19 protein-coding genes are annotated in these 26,011 nt (G+C 73.3%); 5 read left to right on the top strand and 14 right to left on the bottom strand.

The annotated features are described in order from the left end of the window. Positions 1 to 73 precede the first annotated feature (73 nt). Together OUQ99_RS05930 and OUQ99_RS05925 are read right to left on the bottom strand one after the other, a co-directional pair. Positions 74 to 916 (bottom strand): GNAT family N-acetyltransferase, encoded by an 843-nt coding sequence (locus OUQ99_RS05930; protein ID WP_267948420.1) that lies wholly within the window; start codon positions 914 to 916, stop codon positions 74 to 76. Positions 917 to 1,001: 85 nt separating this feature from the next. Beyond that, positions 1,002 to 2,651, bottom strand: a complete 1,650-nt coding sequence (locus tag OUQ99_RS05925) for an alpha/beta hydrolase (protein WP_267948419.1) — start codon at positions 2,649 to 2,651, stop codon at positions 1,002 to 1,004. Positions 2,652 to 2,794: 143 nt separating this feature from the next. On the opposite strand from OUQ99_RS05925, the gene OUQ99_RS05920 reads away from it, so the two are divergent. Beyond that, positions 2,795 to 3,259, top strand: coding sequence for an Lrp/AsnC family transcriptional regulator (locus OUQ99_RS05920; RefSeq protein ID WP_267948418.1), 465 nt, complete (start codon positions 2,795 to 2,797; stop codon positions 3,257 to 3,259). Between the two features lie 406 nt (positions 3,260 to 3,665). Here OUQ99_RS05920 and bla read toward each other — a convergent pair whose 3' ends face one another. The 7 genes from bla to dxr form a co-directional block, all read right to left on the bottom strand. After that, positions 3,666 to 4,589, bottom strand: coding sequence for a class A beta-lactamase (bla, locus tag OUQ99_RS05915; protein WP_267948417.1), 924 nt, complete (start codon positions 4,587 to 4,589; stop codon positions 3,666 to 3,668). 211 nt (positions 4,590 to 4,800) lie between these two features. Beyond that, positions 4,801 to 6,516 carry a flavin monoamine oxidase family protein gene (locus OUQ99_RS05910; protein ID WP_267948416.1) on the bottom strand — a complete coding sequence of 572 codons (1,716 nt, stop codon included), beginning with the start codon at positions 6,514 to 6,516 and terminating at the stop codon, positions 4,801 to 4,803. Positions 6,517 to 6,654: 138 nt separating this feature from the next. Further along, the gene (locus OUQ99_RS05905; protein ID WP_267948415.1) at positions 6,655 to 7,464 is read right to left on the bottom strand and encodes a carbon-nitrogen hydrolase family protein; all 810 of its coding nucleotides are present in this window, start codon (positions 7,462 to 7,464) and stop codon (positions 6,655 to 6,657) included. Positions 7,465 to 7,737: 273 nt separating this feature from the next. Then, a complete protein-coding gene (locus OUQ99_RS05900) occupies positions 7,738 to 9,198 on the bottom strand; it encodes an amino acid permease (RefSeq protein ID WP_267948414.1) in 1,461 nt (486 codons plus the stop codon). 347 nt (positions 9,199 to 9,545) lie between these two features. Then, a complete protein-coding gene (ispG, locus tag OUQ99_RS05895; RefSeq protein ID WP_267948413.1) occupies positions 9,546 to 10,703 on the bottom strand; it encodes a flavodoxin-dependent (E)-4-hydroxy-3-methylbut-2-enyl-diphosphate synthase in 1,158 nt (385 codons plus the stop codon). Positions 10,704 to 11,018: 315 nt separating this feature from the next. Continuing rightward, positions 11,019 to 12,374 (bottom strand): M50 family metallopeptidase, encoded by a 1,356-nt coding sequence (locus OUQ99_RS05890; protein WP_267948412.1) that lies wholly within the window; start codon positions 12,372 to 12,374, stop codon positions 11,019 to 11,021. A gap of 21 nt (positions 12,375 to 12,395) precedes the next feature. Further along, entirely contained in the window at positions 12,396 to 13,616 is a 1,221-nt protein-coding gene (gene dxr / locus OUQ99_RS05885) for a 1-deoxy-D-xylulose-5-phosphate reductoisomerase (RefSeq protein WP_267948411.1), read from the bottom strand. 296 nt (positions 13,617 to 13,912) lie between these two features. On the opposite strand from dxr, the gene OUQ99_RS05880 reads away from it, so the two are divergent. Together OUQ99_RS05880 and OUQ99_RS05875 are read left to right on the top strand one after the other, a co-directional pair. Further along, positions 13,913 to 15,586: a CocE/NonD family hydrolase gene (locus tag OUQ99_RS05880; RefSeq protein ID WP_267948410.1), complete on the top strand. Its 1,674-nt coding sequence runs from the start codon at positions 13,913 to 13,915 to the stop codon at positions 15,584 to 15,586. Between the two features lie 162 nt (positions 15,587 to 15,748). Beyond that, the gene (locus OUQ99_RS05875; protein ID WP_267948409.1) at positions 15,749 to 16,807 is read left to right on the top strand and encodes a trypsin-like serine peptidase; all 1,059 of its coding nucleotides are present in this window, start codon (positions 15,749 to 15,751) and stop codon (positions 16,805 to 16,807) included. A gap of 253 nt (positions 16,808 to 17,060) precedes the next feature. Here OUQ99_RS05875 and OUQ99_RS05870 read toward each other — a convergent pair whose 3' ends face one another. After that, positions 17,061 to 18,485: an aldehyde dehydrogenase family protein gene (locus OUQ99_RS05870; protein ID WP_267948408.1), complete on the bottom strand. Its 1,425-nt coding sequence runs from the start codon at positions 18,483 to 18,485 to the stop codon at positions 17,061 to 17,063. Between the two features lie 271 nt (positions 18,486 to 18,756). Here OUQ99_RS05870 and OUQ99_RS05865 point away from each other — a divergent pair, with 271 nt between their 5' ends. Both OUQ99_RS05865 and OUQ99_RS05860 read left to right on the top strand, forming a co-directional pair. Next, a complete protein-coding gene (locus OUQ99_RS05865) occupies positions 18,757 to 20,535 on the top strand; it encodes a hypothetical protein (protein WP_267948407.1) in 1,779 nt (592 codons plus the stop codon). A 66-nt stretch (positions 20,536 to 20,601) separates the two neighbouring features. Continuing rightward, complete coding sequence (locus tag OUQ99_RS05860) at positions 20,602 to 21,486, top strand: 3-methyladenine DNA glycosylase (RefSeq protein WP_267948406.1); 885 nt, start codon at positions 20,602 to 20,604, stop codon at positions 21,484 to 21,486. A gap of 100 nt (positions 21,487 to 21,586) precedes the next feature. Here the strand turns inward: OUQ99_RS05860 and OUQ99_RS05855 are convergent, their stop codons facing one another. The 4 genes from OUQ99_RS05855 to OUQ99_RS05840 are packed head-to-tail and all read right to left on the bottom strand — an operon-like array spanning position 21,587 to position 25,858. Continuing rightward, positions 21,587 to 22,705: an ABC transporter ATP-binding protein gene (locus tag OUQ99_RS05855; RefSeq protein WP_267948405.1), complete on the bottom strand. Its 1,119-nt coding sequence runs from the start codon at positions 22,703 to 22,705 to the stop codon at positions 21,587 to 21,589. After that, positions 22,702 to 23,826 carry an ABC transporter ATP-binding protein gene (locus OUQ99_RS05850; RefSeq protein WP_267948404.1) on the bottom strand — a complete coding sequence of 375 codons (1,125 nt, stop codon included), beginning with the start codon at positions 23,824 to 23,826 and terminating at the stop codon, positions 22,702 to 22,704. Before OUQ99_RS05850 ends, OUQ99_RS05855 begins: the two co-directional genes overlap by 4 nt. 2 nt (positions 23,827 to 23,828) lie before the next feature. Then, positions 23,829 to 24,854 carry an ABC transporter permease gene (locus OUQ99_RS05845; RefSeq protein ID WP_267948403.1) on the bottom strand — a complete coding sequence of 342 codons (1,026 nt, stop codon included), beginning with the start codon at positions 24,852 to 24,854 and terminating at the stop codon, positions 23,829 to 23,831. After that, positions 24,854 to 25,858, bottom strand: a complete 1,005-nt coding sequence (locus OUQ99_RS05840) for an ABC transporter permease (RefSeq protein WP_267948402.1) — start codon at positions 25,856 to 25,858, stop codon at positions 24,854 to 24,856. The genes OUQ99_RS05845 and OUQ99_RS05840 overlap by 1 nt, the downstream gene beginning before the upstream one ends. Positions 25,859 to 26,011 lie beyond the last annotated feature (153 nt).

Genomic DNA, 26,011 nt, shown 5'->3' with positions numbered 1-26,011 from the left:
CGGGGGCGGGGTGCGGCGCGGAGTGCGTCGGGGCGGGCGGGGACGGTGCTTCCCGGCCCTGGAGGGGCGCCGGCTAGAAGAGCACCGACATGACCTCTCCCACCTGGCGGAATCCGACCCGCTGGTAGGTGGCGCGTGCGGGGGCGTTGAAGTCGTTGACGTAGAGGGTCACACGGGGGGCGATCTCGGCGAGCGCGTGCTCGACCACCGCCGCCATCCCCGCCGAGGAGTGCCCCCGGCCCCGGAGCTCCGGGTGCACCCACACGCCCTGCACCTGGCAGGCGTGGCGGGTGACCGCGCCGACCTCCGCCTTGAACACGACCCGGCCGTCCTCGATCCTGGCGAACGCCCGGCCGGTGCGCACCAGCTCCTCCACCCGCGCCCGGTAGAGCGCGCCGCCGTCACCGGAGTCCGGCGGGACGCCGACCTCCTCGGTGAACATGGCCACGCAGGCGGGCACCAGGGTGTTGAGCTCGGAGAGGCGGACCCGGCGCACGAGCGGGTCGGCGGGCACGGCGGGGGGACCGTCGATCTCCAGGACGGGCTGGCTGGCGCGGATGGCCCGGGCGGGCCCCCACACGGGGGCGACCTGCTCCCAGAAGTCGCTGACCGCCGCGACGGGGCCGACGATGGACGAGCACCGGCGGCCCCGCCAGCGGGCGTGGTCGGCGAAGCTGCGGATCGCGGCCGGTCCGGCGTTGACCGGGACCAGGTTGGCCCCGGAGTAGCACATCGCGGTCAAACGGCCCCGCTCGACGTGCCCCCACACCTCGGCACCGTGGGCACTGGCGGCGAGACCGGTGGCCATCAGGCGCGAGGCGACGAAGACGTTGCCCACGGGGTCGGCGTCCAGGAGCGCGCGGACAGCCTCCCGGTCCCGTTCTCCGAGGATCCGTACCGGCGAGGTCCGCAGCATCGCATCTCCCCCCTCTGCCCGGGCCCTCCGGGCTCCGGGACGACTGGCCGAGCCTGTTCGCGCCGATTCCAGCCTATTGGACCGGTTACTCGGATGACCCGGGCTTCCCGGGACTTTCCATGCCGACCGGGCCGAGGCGCTCCACCATCGTCTCAGGTGCGGCCCGGGAGGTGCGCGGCCGGGGCTCGGGACGCCCCTCGCAGACGACGTCGGCGCCCTCGCCCCCGTCCCTGACGGGGACCTCCCCGTCTCGCAGGTAGGCGGTGACGACCTCGTCCACGCACGTGTTCCCGGTGAGGGAGACACCGTGGGTCAGCCCTCCCTCCTCGATCACGAGGCTGGCCCCGGGGAGCCGGTTCCGCAGGGCGTAGGCGCCCTCGACGGGGGTGGCCCCGTCCCGGGTGGCGTGCACGACGAGCGCGTCACCGTCGTAGGCGGGGTGCTCGCCGCGGCCGTCGCCCACCTGGAACCAGTCGTCGGAGTCGCCGTCCCAGGTGGCGCACGGAGCGTTGTACCACATGTTGTGCCAGCCCATGAAGGGCGCCTCCGCGTGGAGCCTCTCGGCGTCCGCGCGCCAGGTGGACCAGTCCTCGGGCCACCGGGCGTCCGTGCACTGGACCGCGAGGTAGCCGCCGTAGCCGCGGTCGGACCCGGCGTCGTCCCCGTAGTCCTCGTGCAGGGAGAGCAGCGGGGCGTCGTCCCCGTCGTTGATCCGGGCGGCGAGCGCCTCGGCGACCCGCGGCCAGGTGCCGCCGCTGTACGCGACGACGATGACGGCGCCCTCCAGTTCGGTGGGGCCCACGGTGCCGGCCGCCGGCGTCGCGGCCAGCTCCGCGCGCAGGGAGTAGTACGCCTCGGAGACCGTGTCGCCGTCGGCGCCGAGGCCGTAGGCGGCGTCGTTGCGGGCCACCCAGTCGAAGAAGCCGTCCGCCGACCTGTCCAGGGCCCGGCTCTGCTCGATGTTGCTCTCGTACCAGGGGTTGTCCGGGTTGACGACGCTGTCCAGGACCAGGGCGCGGACCCGGTCGGGGTAGAGCGAGGAGTAGACCGTGCCGAGGTAGCTGCCGTAGGAGTAGCCGAGGTAGTCGATGGTCTCCTCGCCGAGCGCGGCCCGGATGGCGTCCATGTCGTGCGCGGTGTCCTCGGTGCGGACGTGGTCGAGGAGGCGGCCGGTGTTGGCCCCGCACGCCTCGGCGTAGTCCTCGGCTCCGGCCCGCAGTGCGGCCTCGGCGTCCGCGTCCGCCGGGACGGTGTCGCGGCGGACGGGCGCGAAGAAGGCGGGGTCGCAGGTGATGGAGGGGGTGGACGCCCCGACGCCGCGCGGGTCGAAGGAGACGACGTCGTAGGTCTCGCGCAGCTCCGTGGGCATGCGGCGGTGGGTGTGGGCGGCCCACATGCGCCCGGCGCTTCCGGGGCCGCCGGGGTTGACCAGCATCGTGCGCTCGGCCCGGCCGGTGGCGGGGACCCGGGACAGGGCGAGTTCCACGGTGTCCCCGAGGCCGTGGATCCGCGCGCCGCCGTCGGTGCGGGCCAGGGGAACGGTGAGGGTCGCGCACTCCAGGGTCTCTTCCCCGACGGGTGCGATGTCCTCACAGGGGGCCCACACCAGTCCCCCGGTGTCGGCGGGAGCGGCTCCGGCCGCCGTACCGGTCTGCTCCGCCTGCGCGGGGACCCCCGCGGCGAGGGAGGCCAGGAGCGCTCCGGCGGAGACAGCGGCCAGGGTTCGTGCTCGCACTCGTCCACTCCCTCACACTGTGTGTTCGACCTCATGCATTGTCACTGTTGCGCGACGTGACGGAGGGAAGCGACACGGACCCCAGGGAGGTATACCCCGGTAACATGTGCCCTGCCTGGATCAGACGTGGACAAAGGGGCACAATGCGGCTGGATCGTGTCGATGAGCGGATCATCGCGATTCTCGGCGCGGACGCGCGGATGAGCTTCGCCGAGATCGGCGGCCACGTCGGACTGAGCCCCTCGGCCGTCAAGCGGCGCGTGGACCGGCTGGTGGACTCCGGCGCCGTGCGAGGGTTCACCGTCGTCGTCGAGCCGCAGGCCGTCGGGTGGACCACCGAGGCGTTCATCGAGCTGTACTGCCGCGCCCGCACCTCTCCCGGCGAGATCCGCTCCGGGCTCGCGGGCTACGCCGAGATCACCTCGGCGTGCACGGTCACCGGCGAGGCCGACGCCATCGTGCAGGTGCGCGCACGCGACACGCACCACCTGGAGGAGGTCATCGAGCGCCTGGGCGCCGAACCCTTCGTGGTGCGGACCAAGAGCACACTGGTCCTGTCCCGGCTCGTGGACCAGCCGATCCTCGCCGGGACCGCCGACCTGCCCTGAGCTCCGGGCCCGGCGACCGGCGGGCCGGACGCCCCGGGGAGCCCGGAGCCGCGCCCCCGCGGGAGCGGGTCCCGGGCGGCTGCCGCGCACGCGGCCGGGGGCGTCCGCCCCGGGGAGCCGCGGCGTTCGCCCGCCGGCACGGAAACTCCCGGGTCCCTCCGTTCGTTGGAGGGAGTGGCGCCCCCTGATCCCGGGCGCCAGCGGGGCCGTCCGCCGCGAGGCGGGCGGCCCCTTCCCCGTCCGGCCCGGGCACGGGTTCCGGGCCCGGCCGGAACCGTTGCCGGTGTGCCGCAGGGGGCACCGCCCTGGACGGTCCCGTCCTTGTGGCCGATCCCGGCGCCCGGCACCGCCACGGATACGAGATCACGGCGGAGGGGGAGGACAGCGACCCCCTCCGGTCACCGCGTCAGCCCAGGACCCCCGCGATCACCGTCGCGGTCTCGGCGATCAGCGCGTTGTCGAACTCGTCGTCCTCCTCGTACCGCATGGACATGATCGCGATGACCACGGGGTCGCCGCCCGGGGGACGGACGACGGCGATGTCGTTGCGCGTCCCGTAGCTCCCGCTGCCCGTCTTGTCACCGACCTCCCAGTCCCCGGGGAGGCCCGCGCGGATCACCTCGTCGCCGGTGGTGTTGTCGCGCAGCATGCCGTTGAGCACGGCGCGCCGGTCCTCGGGAAGGGCGTCGCCGAGTGTGAACTCCTCCAGGCTCGCGGCCATGGCGCGCGGCGTGCTCGTGTCCCGGGTGTCCCCGGGGGCCGTCCGGCTGAGGTCGGGCTCGATCCGGTCGGCCTCGATCACGTCGTCGCCGATCTCCTCCATGGCCTCCTCGAACCCGTCCGGACCCCCCAGCTCCTCGAGGAGGAGGTTGGCGGCGGTGTTGTCGCTGTAGCGGACCGCGGCGTCGGCCACCTCCAGCAGGGTCATCCCGGTGTCCACGTGCGCCCCGGTGATCGGCGTGTGGCCGACCAGGTCGTCGGCGGTGTAGGAGACGACCTCCTCCATCTCCTCCAGCGTGTTCCGCCGCAGCACCGCGCCCGCGGAGAGGGCCTTGTGGGTGGAGCAGTAGGCGAAGCGCTCGTCCGCCCGGTGGGCGATCTCCTCGCCGGTGCCCGTGTCCACCGCGTAGACGCCGAGCCGCGCGTCGAACCGCTCCTCCAGCCGCTCGAACTCCCGGAACAGCTCCGGCGCCGCTTCCGGGGCGGCCGACTGCTCCCGGGCGGGCTCCTGCCGGGGTTCCGGCCCGGAGGCCGCGCAGGCGGTGACGGAGGTGAGGGCCAGCGCGGCCAGGGCCGCGCCTCCGGCGCGCAGGGTCGGTGAGGGGGTCATGGTCGTGTTCAGCTCCTGTTCGGGGGGTGCGCGGCCCGGCTGCCCGGCCCGCGCGGGCCGCCCCGGCGGGCGGCCCCACGCCAGAAGTCTGGCCACCGATCCCGATGCCGTCCAAGACGGAAACCGCCGCTCCCATGCACGAACGGCATGATGCGTGCTCGGCCCCGCCGCCCGGGACCGGAGCGGTCGCGGGGGCGGGGCACGGCCGGGCTCAGTCCTCCGGGAGCTCCACGGGGGCGAGTGCGTCGAACAGGTCGCCCGGCCCGGGGTTGGACGCGTCGGTGCCGCCGCCGAAGTGGTGCGCCACGCCCCACACCGCGTTGAGCGCGGTCTGCACCGCGCCCTCCGCCCAGCCCGCCGTCCAGGAGATGTCGTCCCCCGCCAGGAAGAGGCCCCGGTGGCGCTCCGCCAGGCCCTCCTGGTGGAAGTGCGTGAACAGGCGGCGCTGGTAGCGGTAGTGGCCCGGCAGGTTCGCCTTGAACGCGCCCATGAAGTAGGGCTCGTCCTCCCACGACACGGTGACCGGGTCACCGGTGATGTGCGAGCGCACGTCCACCCCGGGGTAGATCTTGGACAGCGAGGAGAGCATGACCTCCAGGCGCTCGCCGGCCGACAGCGGCAGCCACTTGAGCGAGTCGTCGCACCAGGTGTACGACAGGCAGATCGCCGCGGGGCCGTCCGGGTCGGAGCCCTCCAGGAGGTAGGTCCCCCGGGTCATGCGGTCGGTGAGCGTCATGCTCATGGTGTCGCGGCCCGTCTCGGGGTCCTTGTCGCGCCAGAAGGCCCGGTCCACGGGGACGAACAGCTTCGAGGACTCCATGTAGTGGGTGCGCTCGATCGCCGTCCAATGGTCGATCGGCAGCAGGTCGTCGTCGCAGTCGATCTTGGACAGCAGCATCCAGCTCTGCGCGGTGAACACGGCCGCCGGGTAGGTGCGGACGGAACCCGACGCGTCGGTGACCGTGATGTTCCCCGAGGGCGAGCCCTTCGCCGCGGTGCGGCGCAGGGCGGTGACGGCCGGGCGCGGACCACTCCCGTGCAGCGACTCCAGCGTGGTGCCCTGCGCCCAGTGGACGAGCTTGTCCGGGGCGTCCTCCCAGAGCCGCCGGGGAAGCTGCTGGACACCGCCGCGGATGCCCATGTGGTCGTCGTCCGCGCCCGTGTAGGTGACCCGGAGGATCTCCAGGATGGAGTTGGGGAAGTCCGTGTCCCAGCCGCCCGTGCCGAACCCCACCTGCCCGAAGATCTCGCGGTGGCGGAAGGACGCGAACGCCGGTGACTCACAGAGGAAACCGTAGAAGGTCTGGTTGTCCAGCCCCCGGACGAGATCGTTCCAGATCTCCTTCTGGGTCGCGGTGTCGCGTTCGCGGATCGCGCGCTGCATGCGGCTGTGCTGTGCGCCCTCCTCCAGCGTCCGCTCCCAGGCGCGGGCCACCTCGCGGTAGACCTCGGGCAGGTCGGCGAGGGTCGTGGCGTAGTGGGACTCGCCCTTGAGGTCGACCACGGTGCTCGGGGTGGCCGGGGAGAGCGGGTTGGGGAAGGGGGTCGTCTCCAGGCCGACCCGGTCCACGTAGTGGAGGAAGGCGGTGGAAGAGGGCGGGAAGCGCATCGCGCCCATCTCGGCGACCACGTCGTCGGGGCAGCCGGGGAGCTTCTCGGTGCGCAGGCGTCCGCCGATCCGGTCCGCCTCGTACACGACCGGGCGCAGCCCCATCTTCATCAGCTCGTAGGCCGCCACGATCCCGGAGAGCCCCCCGCCGATGACGGCGACCTCGGTCCCGTGGTGCTGCGGGGGGACCTGCCCGAGCCCGGCCGGGTGCTCCAGGTAGGAGTCGTAGGCGAACGGGAAGTCCGGCCCGCACATGTTCAGCGGCGGCGTGCCGGGCGTGGACGGGGTGCCTGCGGCGGTGGGCACTGCGGACGTCATGGAGCCCCTCCTTCGGGTGGTCGGTGATCGGGCTGCGGGGGGCGGGGCGGCGGTCCGGGCGGCCGGGCGCCCCGGACGGCGGCCCCTGCCGCGGTCGGCACGGCCGGCGCCGGGGACGCGTGCGCCCCGGGGAGCGGGTCAGGCGGTGAGCGCCCGGTAGAGGTCGGGCCGGCGGTCGTCCAGGTAGGAGTGCTCCCGGCGTGCGGCGGCGACGGCGTCCGGCGCGACGTCGCCGACCAGGAGCTCCTCGCCCGGACCGGCGCGCAGCGTCTCGGTCCCGTCCGGCCCGATGAGCGCGCTCAGGCCCGCGTAGGACAGGTCGCCCTCGGTGTCGCAGCGGTTCACGTAGGCCACATGGAGCTGGTTCTCCAGGGCGCGCACGGGCACCACCCGGGTGGGGACCTCCGTGAAGGGGAGCATCAGGGCGGTCGGCACGACGAGGAGCTCGGTGCCCGCGAGGGAGTGTGCGCGCACGGCCTCGGGGAACTCCACGTCGTAGCAGATCAGGAGGCCGACGCGGAACCCGTCGAGGTCGGCCTGGACGACCGGGTCGGCCCCCGGGGAGAACGCGTCCCGGTCCAGGTCGCCGAACAGGTGGGCCTTGCGGTAGGCGGCCAGGCGCGCACCGGTGCCGTCCACGAGCTGGACGGTGTTGTACACGGCGCCGTCCGCGCGCTCGGGGAATCCGTAGACGAGGGCGACGCCGGTGTCGGCGGCGATCGCCGCGACGGCGTCCGCGAGGGGCCCGTCCGCGGGTTCGGCCATCCGGGCCACCGTCCCGGCTCCGAGGGCGTAGCCGGTGAGCGACATCTCGGGGCCGACGAGCAGGCGGGCCCCGGCCTCGGCGGCCTGTGCGGCGCGGCCGGCGAGCCGGCCGAGCGCGTCGGCGACGTCGCCGCTGCGACCGGCCCCCTGGTCCAGGGCCACACGCAGTGGTCCGCGCGTCATGGGCCGCCTCCCCCTCGGTCGTTCTCGGGCCGCGTCCACTCTAGGCGGGAGATCGTGTCGGAACGGTGCGCCGGAGCAGTGGAAACGTGCGTCTTTCCCCCGTGAATCCGCTCTTCCTTGCGTGTTGGGGCGCGTTCGTGCGCGCATCGCCGCGTGGACCCGCCACGGCGCCGGGCGCGTCCCGGCGGCCGGGCGCGTCGGCGGACACGGCGCCGGGGCCGGGGAGGGTCCCCGGCCCCGGCGCGGGCATGCGGTGCGGCCTTCCCGCCCGGCCTAGACCCCGGACGCGGGCACGCGCTCCAGTGCGGAGCGGCGCATGCCGTAGCCGAAGTAGACGGCCAGTCCGACGACGAGCCAGGCCCCGAAGGCCGCCCACACGCTCGGCGACATGCTGAACATGAGGTAGGCGCAGGCGAGCACCCCCAGGACCGGCGTGACGGGGGCGCCGGGCACGCGGAAGGCGCGCGGGAGGTCGGGGCGGGTGCGCCGGAGCACCAGCACAGCCACGTTGACCAGGGCGAACGCGAAGAGGGTGCCGATGGAGGTGGCGTCCGCGAGCGGCCCCAGGGGGACCAGCGCGGCGAGGAGCGCGATGAACACGGAGGTGATGACCGTGTTCGCGCGCGGGGTGCCCTTGGCGTCCACGGTGGAGAACGCCTTGGGGATGAGCCCGTCGCGGGACATCGCGTAGAGGATGCGGGTCTGGCTGTAGAGCACCACCAGCACCACGCTCGCCAGGGCGAGGACCGCTCCGGCCGCGAAGACGACCGCCCACACCGGGGTGCCCGTGACCAGGGTGAGGATCCCCGCGAGGGACGTCTCGCCGTCCACGAAGCCGGTCCAGTCGAGCGCGCCGACGGCGGCGAAGGCGACCAGGCAGTAGATGGCGGTCACCAGGATCATCGAGAACATGATCGCGCGGGGCAGGTCGCGCTGGGGGTTCTTCGCCTCCTCGCTCGCGGTGGAGACGGAGTCGAAGCCGATGTAGGAGAAGAACAGGGTGGCGCCCGCGGCGCTGACCCCGGCCATGCCCATCGGCATGAACGGGGCGAAGTTGCCGTCCTGGACGGCGGTGATCGCGATCGCGACGAACATGACCAGGATGGCGACCTTGACGGCGACCATGACCGCGTTGACCCGGCTGCTCTCGCGCACCCCCGCGAGCAGGGCGAACATGGACAGCAGGACCACGATCGCGGCGGGCAGGTTGACCACGCCGCCCTCCAGCGGCCCGGCGAGCACCGCCCCCGGCAGGGACAGGCCGGTGGTGAGGTGGAGGAGCTCGTCGATGTACTGCCCCCAGCCGACGCCGACGGCGGCGACGGACACGCCGTAGGTGAGCATGAGGCACCAGCCGCACACCCACGCCATGAACTCGCCGATGGTGGCGTAGCTGTAGGAGTAGGCGGAGCCGGAGGCGGGGATCATCCCGGCCATCTCGGCGTAGGCGAGCGCGGAGAACAGCGCGGTGACGCCGGCGAGCACGAAGGCGAGGACGACGGCGGGACCGGCCACGGGGACGGCCTCGCCCAACACGACGAAGATGCCCGTGCCGAGGGTGGCGCCGATGCCGATCATGGAGAGCTGCCAGAAGCCCATGTGCCGCTGGAGGCCGGTGCCGTCGCTGGTCTCGGCGACGAGCTTCTCGACCGGCTTGCGCCGGGTCAGCCGCTCCCTCAGTGCGGGCACGCCGACGGGCGCCGCCGCGTCCGCCGGGGTCTTCTGGTCGACCACGTGACTACTCCTCGTTGCTGTGGGCGGGCACACCTGTCCCCCGGGAAGGGATGTGGGAGGTGAAGGGGCGTTTCGTGCCGGAATCAGCCCGAAAACGCCCTCAGTAACCGTAGCTGCGTTACCCAGGTAACATGACCCACATTCGTTGCGTCTGTCCCAGGGAAGCGGCGCATCCTTGCGCTTCCGCGCAAGAAAACGCGGGCGGGTGTGAGCGATGGCACACGCGCGCACTCCGCGCGACGGGGCGCGACGGGGCTCCCGCCGCGTGCCGCCGCCCGGCTCCGGACACGCGAACGGCCGCGCCGCACCCCCTGGGGTGCGGCGCGGCCGTCGTCGGAAGATCCGGGTCAGCCCGCCACGGCGACGGTCGGCCGGCCGGACTCGGCCCCGGCCTCGCCCATCTCCTCGGCGATGCGCATGGCCTCCTCGATGAGGGTCTCCACGATCTGGGACTCGGGCACGGTCTTGATGACCTCGCCCTTGACGAAGATCTGGCCCTTGCCGTTGCCGGAGGCCACGCCCAGGTCGGCCTCGCGGGCCTCGCCGGGCCCGTTGACGACGCAGCCCATGACGGCCACGCGCAGCGGCACCTCCATGCCCTCCAGGCCGGCGGTGACCTCCTCCGCGAGCGTGTAGACGTCCACCTGGGCCCGGCCGCAGCTCGGGCAGGAGACGATCTCCAGGCCGCGCTCGCGCAGCCCCAGCGACTCCAGGATCTGGGCGCCGACCTTGACCTCCTCGGCGGGAGGCGCGGAGAGGGACACGCGGATGGTGTCGCCGATGCCCTCGGACAGCAGCGCCCCGAAGGCGACCGCGGACTTGATGGTGCCCTGGAACGCGGGGCCGGCCTCGGTGACGCCCAGGTGCAGCGGGTAGTCGCAGGCGGAGGCCAGCTGGCGGTAGGCGTTGACCATGACCACGGGGTCGTTGTGCTTGACCGAGATCTTGATGTCGCGGAAGCCGTGCTCCTCGAAGAGGGAGCACTCCCACAGCGCCGACTCGACGAGGGCCTCCGGGGTGGCCTTGCCGTACTTCTGGAGCAGGCGCTTGTCCAGCGAACCGGCGTTGACGCCGATGCGGATCGGGGTGCCCGCCTCGTTGGCGGCCCGCGCGATCTCGGCGACCTTGTCGTCGAACTTCTTGATGTTGCCCGGGTTCACGCGCACGGCGGCGCAGCCGGCGTCGATCGCCTGGAACACGTACTTGGGCTGGAAGTGGATGTCGGCGATCACCGGGATCTGCGACTTCTTCGCGATGATCGGGAGCGCGTCGGCGTCGTCGTTGGTGGGCACGGCCACACGGACGATCTGGCAGCCGGAGGCGGTGAGCTCCGCGATCTGCTGGAGCGTCGCGTTGATGTCGGAGGTACGGGTGGTCGTCATCGACTGGACGGACACCGGGGCGTCCCCGCCGACAGGGACGTTTCCGACCATGATCTGCCGCGTCTTGCGCCGGGTCGCCAGCGGGCGCGGCGGGGTGGCGGGAATACCGAGATCGACGGTCACGCTTGATTCACCTCGTCTGCCGCCGGAGGGGGGCGGCACTTGATTCGTCGGTTATCGGGAAAGGGCGTCCGGCGAGCGCGCGGCGCCGCGTCCGGGGTCACCTCGCGCGGCTGCCTCCGCTGCACCGTCGTTCCCGGATCGCGATCTCCAGGTTACCCGCCCGTGGAAGGGCGCCCCTCGCGAAGCGCGGAACCGGTGCGCCAGCTGAAGATTACCGGCCTCCGGGGGTGGTCGGCGTCACGCCGGAACCGCCCCGCGACCGGGGTGGACGGCCGGTGTCGGCCGGCCGTCCGCCCGCCGTCGCGCAGGTGTGCGTCAGCCGAAGAGTCTGACCGGGTTGAACAGGTCGGCGACGAGCAGGACCACGCTGAACACGAGGAAGCACGCCACCACGACGTAGGCGACCGGTGTCAGCATCGCCACGTCCACCGGGGCGGGCTCGGGTCGTCGGAACAGCTTGGCCCAGCCGCGCTTGAGCCACTCCCAGAGGGCGCCGGCCATGTGGCCGCCGTCCAGCGGCAGGATCGGGAGCATGTTGAAGGCGAACAGGAACAGGTTCACACCGGCCAGGATCTGGAGCATGATCGCCGCGGTGTCCGCGACGGGCAGGCCCTGGGCCATGATCTCGCCGCCGATGCGGGAGATGCCGACGATGCCCACCGGGGAGTCCTGGTTGCGCTCCTCCCCGAGGAACGCGGCGGCGAACACCTCCGGGACCTTGCTGGGCAGGGAGATGAGCGCCTCGCCCACGCCGACCATCATGGTGCCCATCTCGGCGGCGGACTCGCCGACGGTGAGCGGGGCGCGCTCCTGGGCGAAGACGATGCCGAGGAAGCCCACGGTCTCGGTCTGGTAGACCCGGTAGCCGTCCGCGTCGTACACGGGCTCGCCGTCGGCGTCGGTCTCGTAGAGGATCTCGCCCTCGGCGTCGCGGGCCGGGAGCTCGTTCTCGACGACGTCGACGTCGAGCGGGACGCGCTCGCCGTCGCGCTCGACCACGACCTCGGTGCTGCCGAGGGACTCGCGGATCTGCCGGTTGGCGGTGTTCCAGTCCGGGGTGGACTCGCCCCCGACGGAGACGATGACGTCGCCGGGCAGCATCCCGGCCTCGGCCGCCGGGGTGGGCGGCACGTCGGTGCAGTCGGTGACGGAGCTGCCGACCGGGACCATGCACTCGTTGACGAGCCCGATCTCGGTGGTGCTCCTCGGGACGCCGATGCCCATGAACAGGACCGCGAGCAGGATCGCGGCGAGGACCACGTTCATGCCGGGGCCGGCGAACATCACGATGAGCCGCTTCCACGGCGCCCGCTGGTAGAACTGCCGGTCCTGGTCCTGCGGGGAGAGTTCGACGTAGGAGGCCTCACGGGCGTCCTCGGCCATGGCGCGCCAGCGGGACAGCTTGCGCGAGCCGCCGTCAGCGCTCCGGCGCGACGGCGGGAGCATGCCGACCATGCGCACGAAGCCGCCCAGCGGCACCGCCTTGATCCCGTACTCGGTGTCGCCCCGCCGGAAGGACCACAGGGTCCTGCCGAAGCCCACCATGTACTCGGTGCACTTGATCCCGAACATCTTGGCGGTGGAGAGGTGGCCCAGCTCGTGCCAGGCGATCGAGAACAACAGCCCGAAGACGAACAGGACGATCCCGACCACGGTCATCAGGGCGACCATGCAACTCTCCTCTAGGCGGTGTCAGGCCTGGCGCGCGAGAAGCTCGCGCGCACGTGTGCGGGCCCAGGCGTCGGCGGCGTACACGTCGTCCAGGCTCAGTCCCACGCTCTGGTGCGACGCTCCCCCGGGGCGGTCCGTTCGCCGGTGCTCCGAGACTACCCGGGAGACGGTGTCCATGATGGACGGGAACGCGAGGTTTCCGCGGAGGAAGGCGTCGACGGCCTCCTCGTTGGCGGCGTTGTACACCGCGGGGGCGGTGCCTCCCGCGGCGCCGACCTCGCAGGCGAGCCTGACGGCGGGGAAGGCCTCGTGGTCCAGCGGCTCGAAGGTCCAGGTCTGGGCCCGGGTCCAGTCCATGCCGGGGGCGGCGCCCGGGACCCGGTCGGGCGCGCCGAGCCCGTAGGCGATGGGGATCATCATGCTGGGCGGGCTCGCCTTGGCGATGGTGGAGCCGTCGACGTACTCGACCATCGAGTGGACGATCGACTGCGGGTGGACGACGACGTCGATCCTGTCGAAGGGCATGTCGAACAGCAGGCTGGCCTCGATGACCTCCAGCCCCTTGTTGACCAGGGTGGCGGAGTTGACGGTGATGACCGGCCCCATGCTCCAGGTGGGGTGGTCGAGCGCCTCGGCCGGTGTGACGCCGGCCAGCCCGTCGCGGTCGCGGCCCCGGAACGGGCCCCCGCTCGCGGTGACGACCAGGCGGCTGACCTCGTCGCGGCGGGCGTGCACGTGGCCCTGCGCCGGACTGGCGAGCTGCCCCTCGGGCAGGTACGGGAAGCACTGGGCGATGGCGAAGTGCTCGGAGTCGACCGGGACGATCTGGCCGGGCCTGGCGAGGTCGCGCACCAGCGGCCCGCCGATGATGAGGGACTCCTTGTTGGCCAGGGCGAGGGTGGTGCCCGCGCGCAGCGCGGCCAGGGTGGACTCCAGGCCCAGGGCGCCCGTGATGCCGTTGAGCACGACGTCGCAGGGGCTCCCGGCGAGCTCCGCCACGCCCTCGGCGCCGACCAGGACGGCGGCCCGGCTGCCGTGCTCGGCGAGGGAGCGCGAGAGGTCGGTGGCCCGCCCGGGGTCGGCGACCGCGACCAGCGGCACGTCGAGCTCGGCCGCCTGCTTGGCGAGCAGGTCGGCCCTTCCGCCGCCCGCGGCCAGGCCCACCACGCGGAAGCGGTCGGGGTTGCGCTGGACGATGTCCACGGCCTGGGTCCCGATCGAGCCCGTGGAGCCGAGGATCACTACTGTTCGCTGCTGTTCTTCTCGCACGGCTCCATTGTCCCGCACCGGGCGGGCCTCCGGAGGTGCCTGTGGACAACCCCGGACGGGCCGCGCGGGCGCCGCCCGGCGGACCCCGGAGTCACCGGGTCTTTACAACGCGTGCGGGTTGGCCTAACTTAACCCGTGAGTAAGTTACCTCACGGTTGCGTGAGGCGCCGATCACCCCCTCGGCGCCCGCGGACACCGGCCTCCCGATGGCGACACGGCGCGAGGACCCATCGGCCCTCCCCCGTCCCCCTCACCCCCGAGGTCCCCCCATGCGCCCTGTGAGAAGCGCCCCCCGTCCCGCACCGCCGGAGGACGGAGGCCCCCCGGCCCCGACCGCCGCGCGAGGACCCGCCCGCCTGCTGTCCTGCGCGATCGCGGCGGTCCTCGCCGCCGCCGTCCTCCACCCCGCGCCCGCCTCCGCCGCCGTGGGCGCCTCCGTCTCCTACGAGACGATCGTCAGCCACGACGGCACCGAGCTGAGCGCGAAGGTCATCACACCGACCGGTGTCGAGGGCCCCCACCCCCTCCTCGTGATGCCCTCCGCCTGGGGGACGCCCCAGATCATCTACGTCGGGGCGGCGGCCAGGCTCGCCATGGAGTCCGGCTACCAGGTCGTCGCCTACACCTCGCGCGGCTTCCTGGACTCCGGAGGGGAGATCGAGGTCGCCGGCCCCGACGACCGCGCCGACGCCGGCGCCGTCATCGACTGGGCCCTGGAGAACACCGAGGCCGACCCCGACCGCATCGGCATGGCCGGGATCTCCTACGGGGGCGGCATCAGCCTGCTGACCGCCGCCGAGGACGACCGGGTCAGGGCCGTGGCGTCCCTGAGCGGATGGGCCGACCTGGCCGCCTCCCTGTACCCCGACGAGACCGTCAACAGGCAGGCGGCCGAGCTGCTCCTGCTGGCGGGCAACCTCACGGGCCGCCCCGGCGAGGACCTGTCGGAGATGGAGGAGGAGTACAGGCGCGGCAACATCCGACCCGCCCTCGACCTGGCCCCGGACCGCTCCGCCGCCACCAAGGTCGACGCGCTCAACGCCAACGGCACGGCCGTGATGATGGCGCACGCCTGGAACGACGGCATCTTCCCCGTCGGCCACGTCACCGACTTCTACGAGGAGCTGGAGGGCCCCAAGCGCCTGATGCTCGCCCCCGGCGACCACGCCACGCAGGAGGCGTTCGGGGCGCTCGGCCTGCCCGACGAGGTGTGGGAGTCCCTCGGCGACTGGTTCGACCACCACCTCCGGGGACAGGAGAACGAGGTGGACGCCGACGGCCCCGTGCACGTCAGGCCCAACAACGGGAGCGGCGGGTGGACCTCCCACCCCGACTGGCCCTCGGTGACCGGCGGCTCCGACGAGTACTACCTGGCCGAGCCGAGCGGCGACTGGTTCCGCTGGCAGAGCAGCGGCGCCATGGGGACGGAGCCGGCCACGGGGTGGGACTACCGCTTCCGGACCGGGATCGGCACACCGGCGGAGAGCGGCACCGTCCTGCTCTCCGGCGCGCTCCAGCAGTTCTTCGACATCCCGACCGGGGTCCTGCTGCCGACGGTGGACCGCTACCGCGCGGCCGTGTGGACCAGCCCCGCCTACCCGGACGGGGTGCGCGTGGCGGGCACCCCCGAGGCGACGTTCACGTTCACCCCGACCGCGGAGGACCAGTCGGTCTTCCTCCACCTCTACGCCGTCGACGGCAACGGGGCCGGTTCGCTGATCTCCCACACCCCCCACACCCTGCGCGGCGCCGTCCCGGGCGAGCCGGTGACGGTCACCGCCGAGCTGGAACCGGTCGTCTGGGACGTCCCGGCCGGGCACCGGCTGGCGGTCGTGGTCGACAGCCGGGACGCCCGCTACACGAGCGAGAGCGCCCTCGGGGACCGGGTGGACGTGACCTCCCCCGAGGACGCCCCCACACGGGTCACGGTGCCGCTCGCCTGACCGGCGCCCGGTCGGCACCGCCCCCGCTGCGCCGACCGGGCGCCCCCGGGCCGCCTCCGGCACGGCCCCCGCGCCGGAGGCGGCCGACCGCACTTCCCCACCCCCCGAGACACAAACTCAAAGTAGCCGTTGAGTTACCCAAAGTGTGCAAAGATCGTGGGCATGACCTCGTCCACCTCACACAAGATCCTCGCCCCCCTGGCCGCCGTCGCGGTCGCCCTGGGAGGACTGGCCCTCGTCGAGAGACTCCCCGCACCGGCCTCCGCCGCCACCCGGGCCGCCGGGACGCCGCAGCACGCCGCGCCCGCCCGCGCCAGTGGTGAGGCGACGACGCGCGTGGACGGGATCTCCCACCAGACGGCGGCCGTCACGAGCACCCAGCACCGGGCCGTGCTGGACTACTGGACCGCCGAGCGGATGGCCGCGGCCCAGCCCATCACCAGCATGCTGGAGGGAGCCCTCCTGCCGCCCGCGGCGCACCCCGCTCCGGACGGCGTCGACCACCAGGCGTCCCCGCGCGCCGACAGCCGGGGTGAGCGCTGGACCGCCGGCGGCCTGGTCACGAAGACCACCGGCAAGGTCTACCTGACCATGGACGGCCGCGACTTCACCTGTTCGGCCTCGGTCGTGGACTCCGCCAACAAGAGCACCGTGGTCACCGCGGGCCACTGCGCCAAGGACGGCAAGGGGTCGTGGGCGCGCAACTGGACCTTCGTGCCGGGCCACGACGCCGGGAAGGACCCGTACGGCAGGTTCACCGCCCGCGACATGCTCGTCGCCCCGCAGTGGTCGCGCGAGGCCGACGACAGCTACGACTTCGCCATGGTGGTGCTGAACAAGAGCGGCGGGACCGCCGTCCAGGACGAGGTCGGGTCCCAGCGGATCTCGTTCGGCTCCTGGACCGCGGACAAGGTCCGCGACGGCGTGCAGGTGTACACGTTCGGATACCCCTCGGCCTCGCCCTTCGACGGCCAGGACCTGCACTACTGCTCGGGCCGCACCAGGCCGGACACGGGCGGCACCACCGCCAACGGCGTGCGGTGCAGCATGACGCAGGGGTCCAGCGGCGGGCCCTGGTTCACGGGCTTCGACACCTCGACCGGACGGGGCACGATCTCCTCGGTGGTCAGCTTCAAGTACGCCGACGACCGCTCCACCCAGTACGGCCCCCGGCTGGGCGCGGAGGCGCGCAAGCTGTACGACCACGCCGCGGGGCTCTAGGACGTGGTCCGCGGGCGCTTGCGGTCGGCTCGGCGCCTGCGCCGATCGCCGCGAGCGGTCGCCGGGTCCTCTCTCGCGGGACGAGCGGCGAAGGTCGGCCCGGGTTCGGCCGTCCGGGCGCGGTCGGCGCGGTGGGAGGCGGCCCGACGGCCGCCTCCCCGGCCCGGGCCGGGGAGGCGGTGGCCGCCGCTCCGGCGGGCGCACGGGAGGGGTCCGCGACCGGGCGCCGCCGACGGGGCGGCGCCCGGCCCCGCTACAGGTCGATGCCGGTGAGCACCAGGACCCGCTCGTAGGTCAGGTCCGTCATGGCGGCGCGCACGCCCTCCTTGCCCACGCCCGACTGCTTGACACCGCCGTAGGGCATCTGGTCGGCGCGGAAGGTGGGGACGTCGCCGATCACCACGCCGCCGACCTCCAGTTCCCGGTGCGCACGGAACGCGGTGGGCAGGTCGCGGGTGAACACCCCGGCCTGGAGGCCGAAGTCGCTCTCGTTGACCGCCGCGAACGCGGCGTCGGTGTCGGCCACCCGCTGGACGACCAGCACCGGTCCGAACACCTCCTGGCGCACGACCTTCGCGTCGGCGGGCGCGTTCGCGAGCACCGTCGGCGCGACCGTCACCCCGTCACGGGTGCCGCCGGTGAGCAGTTCGGCGCCGTCGGCGACGGCCTCGTCGATCCAGGCGGCCACGCGCTCGGCGGACGCCTCGTTCACGAGCGGGCCCACGTCGGTGGCGGGGTCGGAGGGGTCCCCGACGCCGAGGGCCTCCACGCGCTCCACCAGCCGCGCCACGAACTCGTCGTGGACGGAGTCCTCGACGATCACGCGCTGCACGCCGATGCACACCTGCCCGGCCTGGTTGTTGCCGAACAGCGCGACCCGCTGCGCCGCCCAGTCCAGGTCCGCGTCGGCGAGGACCACGGCGGCGGCGTTCCCGCCCAGCTCCAGGGTGACGTGCTTGCGCGGCGCGAGCCGGGGAAGCTCCCAGCCGAAGGCCCCGCCGGTGAAGGAGATGACGGGGAGGCGCTCGTCGGTGATCAGCGACGCCGCGCGGTCGTTGGGCATGGGAAGCACGGAGAGCATGCCGCCGGGCAGCTCGGTCTCCGCGACGATCTCGCCCAGGATCAGGGCCGTCATCGGGGTGGCCGGCGCGGGCTTGAGGACGACGGGCGCGCCGACGGCGAGGGCCGGGGCGACCTTGTGGGCGACCAGGTTGAGCGGGAAGTTGAACGGCGAGATGCCCAGGACCGGCCCCTTGGGGACGCGGCGGACCACGGCCATCCGGCCGACGCCGCCCGGGTCGGTGTCCAGCCGCTGGAGCTCGCCGCTGTCGCGCCGGGCCTCCTCCGCCGCCCAGCGGAACACGGAGACGGCGCGGCCCGCCTCGGCGCGGGACCACTTGAGGGGCTTGCCGCTCTCCGCGGTGATCGTCCGGGCGATCTCCTCGGACCGCTCGCCGATGCGCCGGGAGATGTGGACGAGGGCGTCGGCCCGTACGTGCGCGGGCAGGGCGGCGGCCTCGGCGGCGACGGCGTGGGCCGCGGAGACGGCCTGCTCGATCTGCTCGGCGGTCGGCACGGCGACCGCGCCGACGGACTCGCCGGTGTAGGGGTTGACGACAGGGATCTCGGTGTCGCCGGTCGCGGCGGTGCCGGCCAGCCAGAACGGGTGCGTGGACATGCCCGTGACGCTAGTGCCCGCGCCTCGCCGCCCGCTTTGTCCATTTTTTCCACTGGAGTGTCGTTCCTTGGCCACAGTGGCGCAACCGGCACGGAGCGCCCCGGTGGGGCCGCCTGAGACTCCTGGGATCCTTGGGATGTGGTCGAGGGATCTTTGGTCAACCGACTGGCGCCGGAGGTCTCCTTCGTCCAAAGTGGGGAGGAGGGCTCTGCCAGCGTGTTCGGGCGGACCCTCGGGTCCGCCGCCGCCGTCGGGAGCCCGGGAGTGCTCATTGCCACTTGTCTACCGCACGCTCGTCGCCGTCCCGGAGCACGACGGCGACCTCATCGACACCACCTCGACGGTGTTGTCCCGCTGGCTCAGCAAACGCGGCAACTCGGGCGCGCGGGTGGACTTCTCGGCCTCGGGGCGCCACGATCTGAGCAACCGCTCCCGGGCCCTGGTGGTCCGGCACGACAACGACGACGAGGGACTGCGCTTCCTCCGGCTCACCACGGAGTCCGACAAGCCCGACGGGGTGTGGCGGACCGTCGCCACAGCGGTCGTGGACCCCGAACTCGCACCGTGGCGGTACGTGTGGATCGACATGGCCGTCGACCCCGCCCCCGCCGAGCGCGCCGCGGCGGACCCTCCCCGCCTGGACGTCATGCCCCCCGAGGCCGCCCGCATGCTCCTCGACTCCGTGGACGCCCACGACGGCGAGCACCCGATGCCCCCCGCCCCCCTGATCGTGCGCGGACGCGACGACGCCCTCATGGACACGCTCGTGTCGGCCATCCGCGACCCCGTCAGACGCATGGCGGTGGTGGCGACCGGGGCTCCCCGGGACGTCACCGTCGCCGACTGGCGCGACGCCATGGCGGGTGCCATGGCGCGCTGCACCGGGATGTGCGCCGCCTACGTGCTCGACGCCGCCGCCCTGGAGCGCGTCGGCTCCCTCCTCCCCCGGGGGCTGGACGTCCCCCCGGGCGGGGTGCGCACGTTCTTACCGGGCGTCGACCTGCTCGACGAGGACGACGCCCCCCGCCACCCCCGGATGAGCCCGGCCACGCTCGACACCGCCCGCGACGGCGAGCGCATCCGCAACTGGGTGGGCGCGGCGCTGTCGCGCCGGGTACGCGACAACGCCCTCGACGTGAGCCTCCCCGACCCCCTCCTCGCGGTCGACGCGCTCCTCTCCGAGGAGACCGACGACCTGCGCGCGGCTGTCCGGGCCCCCTCCCCCGGCCCCGTCCGCGCCGCCGCGCACCGGGCGGTCCCCGGCCCCGCCGCCCTGGCCTCCGAGCAGGAGCGCGAGGCCCAGGAGCAGCAGGTCCAGCGCCTGAGGGAGGAGGTCACGCGCCTCAGTACCCGGGTCGCCGAACTCTCGGAGGAGCGCCAGGGCCTCCTCGCCGAGACGGCCGACCTCGCCGAGGAGCTCGACAGCGCGCGGGACCACGCGCGCGCCGCCGCCTACGAGGTCCGGTGGCTGCGCGACCGGGCCCGCGAGGCCGGGCAGTTCCGGCTTGCGGCGGCCCCGGCGCCGCGCGACCCGCGGCGGCGTCCTCCCCGGAGCGTGCGCGAACTCCTGGAGCGCGTCACCGACGGGACCGCGCTGCCCCACCTGTTCTTCACCATCGAGGCGCAGACGGTGTACGAGCTGTCCGACAGCCGCAAGGAGGCCCTGTGGGTCACCCGCGCCTGGGAGGCCCTGCTGGCCCTGAACGACTACGCGCGCTACCAGTTCGACAACCCCGGCAGCGGGCTCGGGTTCCACTCGTACCTGAAGGAGACGCCCGACGGCTACGAGGTGATCCCGGTCAAGCGCCTGGCCTCGCAGGAGTCGGACCACGTGCGCAACCGGGGAAAGCTCAACGACAAGCGCCTCTTCCGGGTGCCGGAGGAGGTGGAGCCCGGCGGGCGCGTCCCGATGTACGCCCACATCAAGCTGGACATCGAGTACGGGATCTGCCCGCGGCTGTACTTCTACCCCCACCTGGGGCCGGGCACGACCAACCGCGTCTACATCGGCTACCTGGGCCGCCACCTGCCCGTCCAGCAGTCCAACTGAGCCCGTCACCGCGCCGGCGCCGCGGGCGCGGAAGGGCGCTCCCCGCGCCCGCGTACCCTGGGGGCCGTGACGGGAACGAGTACCGGGGCGCCGACAGCCCTCGCCGAGACGGAGTGGCGCGGGCGCGCCGAGAGGCACGAGCGGCGCGTGGACGCGCTGGTCGCCGACCACCTGCGGCGGCGCCGCGAGGGCGTGCCCCACCCGGTGGAGGACTTCCTGTTCACCTACTACAACCTCAAGCCCTCGCAGCTGCGGCGCTGGCACCCGGGCGCCGGAACGGCGCTGCTGGGCGAAGGGGCCCGCGCCCGCCTGTCCGAGCGGTTCTACACGGAGCTGCCCGACGGGGCCGTCGCCGTGGACGCCGGGGAGTTCCTGGCGGCGCGGCCCGTGCTGGGCTTCGTGGAGAAGCTCCTGTCGTCGGTCGCCTCCCGCCCCGCCCACCTGGGCTGCTTCGGCCTGCACGAGTGGGCGATGGTGTACCGCGCGGGACGTGTGCGCCACGGCCAGGTGCCGCTGCGGCTCGGCCACGAGGGCACCGACCGCGTCGTGGAGTCGCACCGGATCCAGTGCTCGCACTTCGACGCGTTCCGGTTCTTCACCGAGGCCGCGCGCCCCCTCAACGCGCTCCGACCGACCCGCGAGCGGCAGTCGGAGCTGGACCAGCCGGGCTGTCTGCACGCCAACATGGACCTGTACAAGTGGGCGTACAAGCTCTCCCCCGCGGTGCCCTCCGAGCTCGTGGTGGACTGCTTCGAGCTCTCGCGGGAGATCCGGACCCTGGACATGCGCGCGTCCCCCTACGACCTGGCGGACTGGGGCTACGAACCGGTGCGCATCGAGACGGCCGGGGGCAAGGCCGCGTACATGGAGGCGCAGAGGGGCTTCGCCGAGCGCGGCGCCGTGCTGCGCGAGCGGCTGCTGGACGCCTGCCGGACCCTGCGGGCGGCCTGACCCCCGGCGGCCTGACCCCGGGCGGACCGGGGCCGGGACGGGAGGCGCCGGGCCGGGGCGGCCCGGCGCGTCCCGGCTCCTCGGGCGGGACGGGCCGTGCTCAGCCCACGCCGTGCACGATGCGCTCGGCCAGCTTCTCGTCCGGCCGGATCTCCCCCGCCAGGATCTGCTCCGCGTAGTGGCAGGCCACACGGTGGGTGCTGCCCTCGGCGGCGCCCCGCACCGGGCGCAGCTCCGGGCGCTCGGTGTCGCACAGCTCCTCCTGCCGCCACGGGCAGCGGGTGTGGAAGCGGCAGCCCGACGGCGGGTTCGCCGGCGAGGGCAGGTCGCCGGAGAGCAGGATGCGCTCGCGGGCGTCCTCCACCTCCGGGTCCGGAACAGGCACCGCCGACATCAGGGACCGCGTGTACGGGTGCATCGGCGTCTCGTACAGCTCGTCGCTGGAGGCCTCCTCCACCAGCGCCCCCAGGTACATCACCCCCACCACGTCGCTGACGTGGCGGACCACCGCCAGGTCGTGGGCGATCACCAGGTAGGTGAGCCCGAGTTCCTGCTGGAGGCTCTCCAGCAGGTTCAGGACCTGTGCCTGGATCGACACGTCCAGGGCCGACACAGGCTCGTCGCAGATGATGAGGTCGGGTTCGAGCACCAGCGCCCGGGCGATCCCGATGCGCTGCCGCTGGCCCCCGGAGAACTCGTGCGGGTACCGGGTGAGCGCCTTCGAGGACAGCCCCACCCTCTCCAGGGCGTCCACGACCCTGCGGTGCTGGTCCTCCAGGACCAGCTTCCGCCGCTCGGACCTCCCGGCGGGCGCCCCGGGGCCGTCGCCGCCCCCGTCGGGGCCGCCGATCCCGTGGGTCTGCAGCCCCTCCAGGAGGATCGAGCCGATGTTCTGCCTGGGGTTGAGGCTGCCCAGGGGGTCCTGGAAGACCATCTGGAGGTTCCTGCGCTCCCGGCGCATCGACTCGGCGTCCAGGCCGGCCAGGTCGCGTCCGCCGAACAGCACCTCCCCCTCCGTGACGTCCACCAGTCGCAGCACGGCCCGGCCCAGGGTGGTCTTGCCGCAGCCGGACTCGCCCACCAGGCCGTAGGTCTGGCCCTCCTGGATCTCCAGGCTGACGCCGTCGACCGCGCGCACGTGGCCGATCGTGCGGTCGAACACCACCCCGCGCCTGATCGGGAAGTGCACCTTGAGGTCGTTGATCCGCAGCAGGCTCATCCCTGCGCCTCCTCGTCGTCGCCGACCACCGCCGGGCTCTCCAGTACCGTCCGGTCCACCACGTCCGCGTGCCGGACGGGGTTCACGCAGCGGTACGCGTGGCCGGCTCCGGCCGCCCGGTCCGCCGCGCCGCCGTCCGCCGCCGCGGCCCCGCCCCCCGCTCCCGCGGTGACCAGCTGCGGCGGGCCCTGGAGGCACTCCATCGTGTAGTGGTCGCACCGGGGCGCGAACGCGCACCCGTCCGTCCAGGCGATGTTGTCGTTGACCGAGCCGCGGATGGGGGTGAGGGCCTCGCCCCGGGGGGCGTCCAGCCGGGGGATGGAGCCCAGCAGGCCGACGGTGTAGGGGTGCGTCGGGTCGGCGAACAGCGGCGCGCGCCGCGCCGTCTCCACCGCCCGGCCGGCGTACAGGACGTTGATGTCGTCGCACAGGCCGGCGACGACGCCCAGGTCGTGGGTGATCATGAGCAGGGAGGTGCCCTCCTCGGTGACCAGGTCCTTGAGCAGCTCCAGGATCTGCGCCTGGATGGTGACGTCCAGGGCCGTGGTCGGCTCGTCCGCGATCATCAGGCGGGGCCGGCAGGCCACCGCCATGGCGATCAGCGCCCGCTGGCGCATGCCCCCGGACAGCTGGTGCGGGTACTCGCGGAGCCTGCGCGTCGGGTCGGGGATGCCCACCCGGTAGAGCAGGTCGGCCGCCTCCTTCGAGGCCTTCGATCCCCGCAGGCCCCGGTGGCGCCGGAGGATCTCGGTGACCTGGCGGCCGATGGGCACCACGGGGTTGAGGGAGCTGAGGGGGTCCTGGAAGATCATCGCCAGCTGGGATCCGCGCAGGTCGCGCATCCGCCTCTGCGAGAGCTTCAGGAGGTCGGCCTCCCCGCCGGGCAGCCGCATCACCGCGCTGCCGCCGACGCTCACCCCCCTGTCGGGCAGCAGGCCCATGAGGGCGAGCGAGGTGACGCTCTTGCCGCAGCCGGACTCGCCGACCAGGCCGGTGACCCGGCCCTCCTCCAGGGTGAAGGACACCCCGTCCACGGCCCGGACCTCTTCCGGGTCGGAACCGCGCCCGCGGAACACCACGGACAGCTCGTCCACCGCCAACAGCGGCGTGCTGGAACTCATGGTCACTTCCTCAGCTTCGGGTCGAGCGCTTCCCGCATCGCCTCACCCAGGAGGGTGAAGCCCAGGGCGGTGACGATGATGGCCAGGGCCGGGTACACGGCCAGCTGCGGGGCGCTGGACAGGAAGCGCTGGGCGTCGGCGAGCATCGTCCCCCACTCGGGGAAGGCCGGGTCCGGGTTGCCCAGACCCAGGTAGGACAGGGCCGCAGCGTCGATGATGGCGGTGGCCAGGGTGAGGGTGGACTGCACGATCACCGGGCCCAGCGAGTTCGGCAGGATGTGCGTGAGCGCGATCCTGCGCTTGCGCACCCCCAGCGCGCGTGCGGCCAGGACGTAGTCGCGGTTGCCCTGGGAGATCATCGCGCCGCGCAGGAGGCGGGCGAAGACCGGGACCTGGGCGACGCCGACGGCGATCATGACCGTGGTGAGGCTCGGCCCGACGAGGGCGGCGACGGTGACCGCGAGGAGCAGCGTCGGCAGCGCGAGCATCATGTCGATGACGCGCATCACCACGTTGTCGAGCTGGCGGCCCCAGCGCCCGCCGAGGACCGACGCGGCCCCGGCGGCGCCGCCCAGGAGCGCGCCGGCGCCGAAGCCGACCAGGGTGGCGACCACGCCGACCATGAGGGTCTGGCGGGCGCCGACGACCATGCGGGAGAACTGGTCGCGGCCGAGGTTGTCCAGCCCCAGCCAGTTCTCGCCGCGCGGGCCGACGAAGATGTTCTGGTTCGGGAACACCTCGTCGCCCCAGGCCTGCGAGGTGGGCGAGTAGGGCGCGATGAGCGGTGAGAGCAGGGCCACGGCGACGAACACGACGACGATCACGGCGCCGGTGATCGCCATGGGGCTGCGGCGCATCCGCGCGAAGGCGGTGCGCCAGATCCCCGAGCCGTGGCCGCTCTCGTCGCGCTCGCCCATGAGCTCGGCGAGGCGGTCGACGCGGGCCGCCTTCCGTCCGAGGAGCGGGCCCCCGGCGTCCGACGCGTCCTCGGCCCGGGACGGGTTCTGGGAGCTCGGTGTCGTTGGCATCACTGGGCCCGCACTCTCGGGTCGAGGAGGCTGTAGGAGATGTCCACCAGGAGGTTGATGAACACGTACATAGTGGCGATGAGCAGGATGAACCCGGTGAGGACCGGGTAGTCGCGGGTCTGCGTGGCCGCGTACACGAACGAACCGATCCCGGGGAACGCGAACACGCTCTCGGTGAGGACCGCGCCGGCGAACAGGCTTCCGGTGAGCAGGCCGATGGACGTGACGACGGGGAGCATGGCGTTGCGCATCACGTGGCGGGTGCGCACGGTGTTGCGGTGCAGGCCCTTGGCGTTGGCGGTGCGGACGTAGTCCTCCTCCAGCACCTCCAGGACACTGGCGCGGGTCATGCGGACGATCACCGCGAGCGGGATCGAGGCGAGCGCGAGCCCGGGGAGCACCAGGTGCGCGAGGGCGTCGGCGACCACGTCGAACTCGCCGGTCCGCAGCCCGTCCAGGACGGCGAACCCGGAGAGGTCCGTGCGGCTGATGCCCGGGGAGAGCCGGAACGCGGACGGGAACCAGCCCAGCCGCTCGGCGAAGACCACCTTCAGGATGAAGGCGAGGAAGAAGACCGGGGTGCAGATCCCGAGGAGGGACCCGCCCACCGCGGCGAAGTCCAGTACGGACCCGCGCCTGCGCGCGGCCAGGTAGCCGAGCGGGATGCCCACCGCGGTCGCGATGAGCATCGCGGTGACGGCGAGCTCGAAGGTGGCCGGGAAGCGGGTGAAGAACTCTTCGAGGACCGGTCTGCCGGTCTGGAGGGAGGCGCCCAGGTCTCCCTGGAGGATGCGGCGCAGGAAGGCCAGGTACTGGACCGTGATCGGTTCGTCCAGGCCCAGGGAGCGCCGCAGCTGGGCTCGTTGCTCGGAGGTCGCGTCGTCGGGGAGGAGGGCGTACTCGGGTCCGCCCGGCAGCCGTTGCAGCCAGACGAACAGCAGGATCGACAGGCCGCCCAGTGTCGGGATCAGCTGAAGGAGACGCCTGACGATGAATCGCAGCACCTTCGCCGCCTTTCGCCAGTGTGGGAACGATGGACGCGAAGCGTCCCCGCCGGGGTGTGGCGGGGGTTCGGGTTGTACGGGTGTCCCGGTCGGCGCGGAGCCGCACGGTCGGTGCGGTCGGGGGGCGCGGCGGCCGTTGGAGGTCGTGCACGT

This window comes from Streptomonospora nanhaiensis, assembly GCF_026642255.1.
GTDB lineage: Bacteria > Actinomycetota > Actinomycetes > Streptosporangiales > Streptosporangiaceae > Nocardiopsis > Nocardiopsis tropica.
The sequence above is the reverse complement of the archived record's forward strand: the minus strand, read 5'-3'. Positions and strand labels throughout refer to the sequence as shown.